Annotated in this window: 6 protein-coding genes and 1 pseudogene; 6 read left to right on the forward strand and 1 reads right to left on the reverse strand. The window is 70.6% G+C overall.

The features are described 5' to 3' along the window. Window positions 1–140: pseudogene (locus tag CCN51_RS57720) on the forward strand (ArsR family transcriptional regulator); the annotation flags it as partial. A 30-nt stretch (window positions 141–170) separates the two neighbouring features. On the opposite strand, the gene CCN51_RS23245 reads toward CCN51_RS57720, so the two are convergent. Then, entirely contained in the window at window positions 171–833 is a 663-nt protein-coding gene (locus CCN51_RS23245; RefSeq protein ID WP_014181689.1) for a TetR/AcrR family transcriptional regulator, read from the reverse strand. A 144-nt stretch (window positions 834–977) separates the two neighbouring features. Here CCN51_RS23245 and CCN51_RS23250 point away from each other — a divergent pair, with 144 nt between their 5' ends. The 5 genes from CCN51_RS23250 (at window position 978) to CCN51_RS23270 (ending at window position 7299) form a co-directional block, all read left to right on the forward strand. Continuing rightward, the gene (locus CCN51_RS23250) at window positions 978–2582 is read left to right on the forward strand and encodes a fatty acyl-CoA synthetase (RefSeq protein ID WP_014181688.1); all 1605 of its coding nucleotides are present in this window, start codon (window positions 978–980) and stop codon (window positions 2580–2582) included. Window positions 2583–2691: 109 nt separating this feature from the next. Continuing rightward, the gene (locus CCN51_RS23255) at window positions 2692–4167 is read left to right on the forward strand and encodes an MFS transporter (protein ID WP_405381377.1); all 1476 of its coding nucleotides are present in this window, start codon (window positions 2692–2694) and stop codon (window positions 4165–4167) included. Window positions 4168–4325: 158 nt separating this feature from the next. Beyond that, window positions 4326–5261, forward strand: coding sequence for an amino acid ABC transporter permease (locus CCN51_RS23260; RefSeq protein ID WP_238545530.1), 936 nt, complete (start codon window positions 4326–4328; stop codon window positions 5259–5261). Further along, window positions 5258–6046 carry an amino acid ABC transporter ATP-binding protein gene (locus CCN51_RS23265; protein ID WP_014181685.1) on the forward strand — a complete coding sequence of 263 codons (789 nt, stop codon included), beginning with the start codon at window positions 5258–5260 and terminating at the stop codon, window positions 6044–6046. The genes CCN51_RS23260 and CCN51_RS23265 overlap by 4 nt, the downstream gene beginning before the upstream one ends. Further along, window positions 6043–7299: a dipeptidase gene (locus CCN51_RS23270; RefSeq protein ID WP_014181684.1), complete on the forward strand. Its 1257-nt coding sequence runs from the start codon at window positions 6043–6045 to the stop codon at window positions 7297–7299. The genes CCN51_RS23265 and CCN51_RS23270 overlap by 4 nt, the downstream gene beginning before the upstream one ends. Window positions 7300–7307 lie beyond the last annotated feature (8 nt).

Consider the following 7307-nt stretch of genomic DNA (forward strand, 5'->3'; position numbering starts at 1 on the left):
TCCGCGCCCTGCGCGACGCGGGGCTGATCCGGCAGCGCCAGTACGGCCTGGAACGCCGCAGCCATGTGCGCATCGACGATCTTCAGACGCGGTTTCCCGGGCTGCTCGACCTGATCGTGGACTGGACCCCGCCCGAGTGATGAGTCCCGCCAGGCGCCGAGCCCCGCGATTCACCCCGTAGCCAGGGCCTCCACTGCCGCGATGGTGCGGTCGACGACCACGTCGTACAGCCGGCGCTGGGCGTCCGGCAGCCTGGGCAGCAGCGGGGCCACGGCCTCCTGCTCCTCCTGGGGGCGCAGCGCCAGGGCCTCCCGCAGCCCGGCCATCTTCTGCTCCGCGGGGCGCCGGTGGGTCTCGTACACGGCGTGGCCGATGACGGTGGAGCAGACGAGGGTGACGGCGAGGGCGAGCTCGTCCTCGCCCAGCCGCAGCGGGCGCAGCACACGGGTGAGGGTGACCAGCGCGGGCACCCACGCGGGCTGTTCGGTCGCGGCCATATAGGACAGCAGCTGCCGGTAGGGCCGCAGGCGCTCTCGGCTGGTGTGCATCCAGGCGCGCAGCTGGTCCTGCCAGGTGTCGCCGGGCGGTTCGGTGTGCTCCGCGTCCGCGATGATCCGGTCGGCGACGGCCTGCAGCAGATCGTCGCGGTCCGGGAAGTAGCGGTAGAGGGCCATGGGGGCGGAGTCCACGGCCTCGGCGACCCGTTTGATCGTCAGCACGACCCCGGGCTCACGCGCCGCCAGTTCCGCGGCGGCGCGGACGATCTGATCGCGCGACAGGCGCGGCGGACGCCCCCTTCCCCTGCGGGCCGTCCCGTCCGCCTGCTGCGCCATCCGGTGGATCCCCTCTTCCGTCCGTCCCCCGCCCGCCGACGCGGGCACCGAGGGCCAAGGCTACGCACATCCCTTGCCGGGCCCCGCGGGCCGTGTCAGCGTGGCGAGCGTTACGTCCCGCCCCCTCACCTCGGGAGATCTCCGGTGACCGCACCTTCCCTGCCCGCGGACGTCGCGCGCGCCCGCCGCCATGGCATCGCCGACCTGCTGTCGCGGACCGCGGCGCGGGTGCCCGACAGGACGGCGGTCGTGTTCGGCGCGCTCCGCCAGACGTACGCGGAGCTGGACGCGCTGGTGAACCGGACCGCGGGGGCGCTTGCGGCCCGGGGGGTCGCCCAGGGCGACCGGGTCGTGTTGTACGCCCGCAACTCGCACGGGTTCGTGGTGGCCTACTTCGCGCTCGCCCGGCTGGGCGCGGTGTCGGTGCCGGTCAACTTCATGCTGACGCCACCGGAGGTCGCGTACGTACTGCGCCACTCCGGCGCCGTCGGCGTCATCGCGGGCGCCGACCTGATCGGCGCCGCGGACGCCGCCTTGGCCGAGGCCGCGCCGCCGCGGATCGCGCTGCGGGCCACGATCGGCGGGCCGGAGGGGCGTCCCGGCTGGGAGGACCTGGCGGCGCTGGGCACGGAGGAGGGCCATCCGGTGCCCGACCCGGTGGGGGCCGACGACGAGCCCGTACAGCTGATGTACACCTCGGGCACCGAGTCGCGGCCCAAGGGCGCCATCATGACCAGCCGCGGTCTCATCTCCCAGTACCAGACGGCGATCGTCGACGGCGGCATGTCGGGCGACGATGTGGAGGTCCACGCGCTGCCGCTGTACCACTGCGCCCAACTGCACGCCTTTCTCACCCCGGACGTCTACCTCGGTGCCACCTCGGTCATCCTCCCCGGCCCGGATCCGGCGGCGCTGCTCGCGGCGGTGGCGGCCGAGCGGGCGACCAAGCTGTTCGCGCCGCCGACCGTGTGGATCTCCCTGCTGCGCCATCCGGAGTTCGACCGCCATGACCTGTCCTCACTGCGCAAGGGCTACTACGGCGCCGCGGCCATGCCGGTGCCCGTGCTGGCCGAGCTGCGTCGGCGGCTGCCGGGTCTGGCGCTGTACAACTTCTACGGCCAGACCGAGATGTCGCCGATCGCGACCGTGCTGGGCCCTGCCGACCAGGAGCGCAAGGCGGGTTCGGCGGGGCGGCCCGGTCTGCATGTGGAGACCCGGCTCGTCGACGAGCGGGACCGCCCTGTGGCGCCGGGGACGGTCGGCGAGATCGTGCACCGCGGCCCGCATGTCACACCGGGCTACTGGCGGGACCCGGAGCGGACGGCGGAGGCGTTCCGGGGCGGCTGGTTCCACAGCGGCGACCTCGGCGTCTTCGACGAGGAGGGGTATCTGACGATCGTCGACCGCAAGAAGGACATGGCCAACAGCGGTGGGGAGAATGTCTCGGGGCGCGAGGTGGAGGAGGTCATCCACGCCCATCCGGCGGTCACGGAGGCCGCGGTGTTCGGTGTGCCGCACCCGTACTGGATCGAGGCGGTGACGGCGGTGGTGGTGACCGGGCCCGGCGGTCGGCCGGCGGCGGAGGAGCTGATCGCGCACTGCCGGAAGGGGCTGGCGGGCTTCAAGGTGCCCAAGTACGTGGTCTTCGCCGAGTCGCTGCCGAAGAACCCGAGCGGCAAGATCCTCAAGCGTGAACTCCGGGAGAAGTACGCCTACTTGGGCGAGGCCACCGACCCCGCCCAGATTTGACGTACGCGTTACACAAAAATGTGCGACACTTGCCGCCGCCCCTGAGGGGGCGTCATACAGCAGCGGCGGCATGGTGCGTTCCGTGGCGCCGGCACTCCGGAGGACACCCGTGGCCCAAGCGCCCGATACGGCCGAGACGACGCCGGACACCCACGCGCCGCGCACCGGACCGGTGGTCGCGGTGCTCGCCTTCGGCGGGATCGTGGTCGCCCTGATGCAGACGCTCGTGGTCCCGCTCATCCCGGACCTCCCTGCGCTGCTGCACACCTCGGCCTCGGACGCCTCGTGGGCCATCACCGCCACGCTGCTGGCCGGCGCCGTGGCCACCCCCGTACTGGGGCGGCTCGGGGACATGTATGGCAAGCGGCGGATGCTGCTGATCAGCCTGGGGATGCTGGTGGCGGGGTCGGTGGTGTGCGCGCTCAGCGACTCGCTCGCGCCCATGATCGTCGGCCGTACGCTGCAGGGCTTCTCGTCGGGTGTCATCCCGCTGGGCATCAGCATCATGCGGGACGAACTCCCGGCCGAACGGCTGGGCTCGGCCATGGCGCTGATGAGTTCATCGCTGGGCGTGGGCGGCGCGCTCGGGCTGCCCGGCGCCGCGGCCCTGGCGGAACACGCCGACTGGCATGTGCTGTTCTGGGTGTCCGCGGCCGCGGGCGTGGTGGTGATCGCGCTGGTGCTGGCGGTGGTGCCGGAGTCCCCGGTCCGCGGCGGCGGCAGATTCGACGTGGTGGGGGCCATCGGGCTGTCGGCCGGACTGCTGTGTCTGCTGCTGGCGATCTCCAAGGGCGCGGACTGGGGCTGGACCAGCGCGCTCACCGACGGGCTGTTCAGCGCGTCAGTGGTGATCCTGCTGCTGTGGGGGCGGTGGGAACTGCGGGTGAGCCAGCCGCTGGTGGATCTGCGCACCACGGCGCGGCGTCAGGTGCTGCTGACCAATCTCGCCTCGATCGTGATCGGCTTCGCGATGTACGGCATGTCGCTGGCGCTGCCGCAGCTGCTCCAGCTGCCGGAGGTCACCGGCTATGGCCTGGGCCAGTCGATGATGACGGCGGGCCTGTGCCTGGGCCCCTCCGGGCTGGTGATGATGGCCGTGTCGCCGGTCTCCGCGCGGATCACCGCCACCTGGGGGCCCAAGGTTTCGCTGCTGATCGGCTCCGCGGTGATCTCCGTCGGCTATCTGCTGGCCATCGCCCTCATGGCCGAGGTCTGGCAGATCGTCCTGGTCTCCTGCGTCATCGGCGCCGGGATCGGCTTCGCGTACGCCGCCATGCCGGCGCTGATCATGTCCGCGGTGCCGGTGTCCGAGACGGGCGCGGCCAACGGCCTGAACACCCTGATGCGGGCCATCGGCACCTCGACCTCCAGCGCGGTGGTCGGCGTCGTCCTCGCCCATATGACCACCCGGCTGGGCCCGTTGGCGGTGCCCTCCGAGGACGGTTTCCGCACCGCCTTCGCCATGGGCGCCGGCGGTGCCGTGGTGGCGCTGCTGATCGCCGCGCTGATACCGGGGAAGGGCGCGGGCCGGTCCACCGCCGTGTCCGGTGCGCCCGCCGGGGCGCAGCCGGTGCGCAACGGCTGACGGCCCGGAAGGCGGCGGCACGACGGCCGTCGTGGGCACGACGCGGGCACGACGCACTCCGGTAGCCGGGACGTAGCATCCCGTTAACGGTTGACGCTTCTATGTCAACTGTTCGAGCAGGCCCCGGACGCCGGTTTTAGGATGCAGCATTCACTGCCGTGACCGAGACCGCCCGAGGGCCGCCCATGACCAAAGTCCTGAATCTCGACGCTCCACCCGGGATCACCGCGCTCAAACGTGCCAAGAGAAGGCGCCCAGGACTGCTGGTGGCCAATGCGGTGATTCTGCTGCTGGCCGCCATGGCGGTGTCGACGATTCTCACCAATCCCCGCTTCGAATGGGGAACGGTCGGCAAGTACTTCTTTGAGATCCGCATCATCAAAGGAATCGGCGTCAGTCTCGGCATGACGGCCGTGACCATGCTGCTCTCGCTGGCCCTGGGTACCGTGGTCGCGTTGATGAGAATGGGTTCCTCGCGGCTGATGGCCACAGTCGCGGCCGCCTTCATCTGGGTGTTCCGTTCCATTCCCATGCTGGTGCAGCTGCTTTTCTGGTACAACTTGGCGGCGCTCTTTCCCACCCTGTCGCTCGGGATCCCGTGGGGCCCGCGGTTCGTCACCTTCGACTCAAACTCGCTCCTGGGGCCACTGACCGCCGCGGTCATCGGGCTGACGCTGCACGAGACCGCGTACATCGCGGAGTTGATCCGCTCGGGACTGCTGGCGGTCCCCGACGGGCAGCGACAGGCGGCCGCCACCCTCGGGCTGACGCCGGGTCAAACCTTCTTCCGTATCACGCTTCCGCAAGCGCTGCGCGTCATCGTGCCGCCGCTGGGAAATGAACTGATATCGCTCCTCAAGGCCACCTCACTGGTCAGCGTGATATCGCTCGCCGATCTCCTCTATTCGGTCCAGCTCATTTATGCGAAGAACTTCCAGACGGTTCCCCTGCTGATCGTGGCGGCCATCTGGTACATGATCATCACCGGCCTCATCACCCTCCTCCAGCAGCGGCTGGAGCGTCGCCTCTCGCGGCACACTCTGATACCGGCCGACCGGGCCGGAAAGGCCAAGGGGAGCGAGCACTCGCTATGAGCGTGACATCGGAAGAAAACACGCAGGCGATTGTCTCCCTGCACGGAATTCGAAAGTCTTTCCGGGGCACCGAGGTGCTTCACGGGATTTCCCTGGAGATACACCGAGGCGAGACGGTATGCCTCATCGGCCCGTCCGGGTCGGGCAAGAGCACCCTGCTGCGCTGCATCAACCACCTCGAAGTGCCCGACGACGGCCTGGTGACGGTCGACGGCAGTGTCATCGGCTACCGGCTCAGCGGCGACACCCTGTTCGAGCTGGGCAAACGCGAGCTGGCAGCACAGCGGGCGAGCATGGGCATGGTGTTCCAGAACTTCAACCTCTTCCCCCACCTGACCGCCCGCGAGAACATCGTCCACGCCCCGCGCCATGTCCTCGGGCTCTCCCCGGCCGAGGCCGACGCCCGGGCCGAGCAGCTCATGGCCCGGGTGGGTCTCGCGCACAAGCTCGACGCCTACCCGGACAAGCTCTCCGGCGGCCAGCAGCAGCGCGTGGCCATCGCCCGTGCCCTGGCGATGCGGCCCAAGGTGATGCTCTTCGACGAGCCGACCTCCGCGCTGGACCCGGAGATGGTCCAGGAGGTGCTGAGTGTCATCAAAGACCTCGCCCGCGAGGGCATGACGCTGGTCGTCGTCACCCATGAGATGCGCTTCGCCGCCGACGTCGCCGACCGCGTCGTCTTCATGGACGACGGTCGCGTCGTCGAGGAAGGCCCGCCCGAGCGGCTCCTGAAGGCCCCGGCCCACGACCGTACCCGTACGTTCCTGTCGAAAGTCAGCACATGAGCAACAGCACTCGCCCCCTCCCCCGCAAGACCCGCGCCCGCCTCGACCTGTGGCGCTCCTACCGGTCCTACCAGTACCTGCAGGCCGGCCGGGACTTCCGGGCCTTCGACCTCGTGCCCGCCCTCGGACGTGTCGCGGACAGCGGGCCCGTCTGGAGCGAGAGCGTGGAGACGCGCGCCCGGGCCTTCGAGGAAGAACACCTGGTGATCTCCGCCCACGACCATCTGTCGCTGCGCCCCGCGGACCCCTCCGACTTCGCCGCGTACCGCCGCCAGGGCCGGGAGTCGATCCCGTACGAAGGGATCGCGCACTCGGGCGTGGACCTGTTCTTCGACGGCGGGCCCGCCGCCGTCAGCATGATCCGCTCCCACACCTCCTGGGACTGGGACGACGCGGTGAGCGACCTGGCCATGCGCCGGGCCGACATCGCCCACCAGCAGCTCGTCGCCATCGTGACGACCCTGGAAGAGGCACGGCGGGCACGGGCCGAGGACCGGGTCGGCGTGGTGCTGACCCTGGAGTCCGCCAGCCCCATCGGCAACGACATCGACCGGCTCGACCTCCTCCACGGCCTCGGGGTCAGGCTGCTGGGCCTGGTGTACAGCGAGAGCAACCAGCTCGGCTCCGGCCTCGCCGACACCGGCGACGCGGGGCTGACCGCGCTCGGCCGGCGCGCCCTGCGCAGGATGAACGACCTCGGCATCATCGTCGACGTGTCGCACACCGGGGACGCGACGGCCCTGGACGCGGCGCGCCGCTCGTCCGCGCCTGTGGTCATCACCCACGCCGGCTCCCGGGCGCTGTGGCCGACGGCGCGGATGAAGCCGGACGAGGTGATCCGGGCCTGCGCCGACACCGGAGGGTTCATCGGCGTCGAGGCGGCGCCGCACACCACCATCACGGCCCGGCATCCCCGGCACTGCCTGGACTCGGTGATGGAGCACGTGGAGCGCTGCGTGGAGCTGGTGGGCATCGACCACGTGGCCTTCGGGCCCGACACCAACTTCGGCGATCACACGGCCTGGCACCGGACCTTCGCCCCGCTCTTCGGCAAGGACGACAAGGACGCCTCCGCGTCCTCCGGGCTGCCGGCGCACGAGCGGGTCGAATACGTGCACGGCTGCGAGAACCCGGCGGAGGCGGTCGGCAACATGATCCGCTGGCTGTTCGACCACGGCTACTCCGAGGAAGACGTCGCCAAGCTCGCCGGTGGCAATGTGCGGCGCGTGGCCGCCTCGGTATGGGGCTCGTGAGCGTCCCC

Source organism: Streptomyces milbemycinicus, from assembly GCF_002154605.1.
In the GTDB taxonomy this organism is placed as follows: Bacteria; Actinomycetota; Actinomycetes; order Streptomycetales; family Streptomycetaceae; genus Streptomyces; species Streptomyces milbemycinicus.

Coding starts and splice junctions, on each gene's coding strand:
- CCN51_RS23245 (WP_014181689.1), bottom strand. CDS start 833: ATGGCGCAGCAGGCGGACGGGACGGCCCGCAGGGGAAGGGGGCGTCCG.
- CCN51_RS23265 (WP_014181685.1), top strand. CDS start 5,258: ATGAGCGTGACATCGGAAGAAAACACGCAGGCGATTGTCTCCCTGCAC.
- CCN51_RS23270 (WP_014181684.1), top strand. CDS start 6,043: ATGAGCAACAGCACTCGCCCCCTCCCCCGCAAGACCCGCGCCCGCCTC.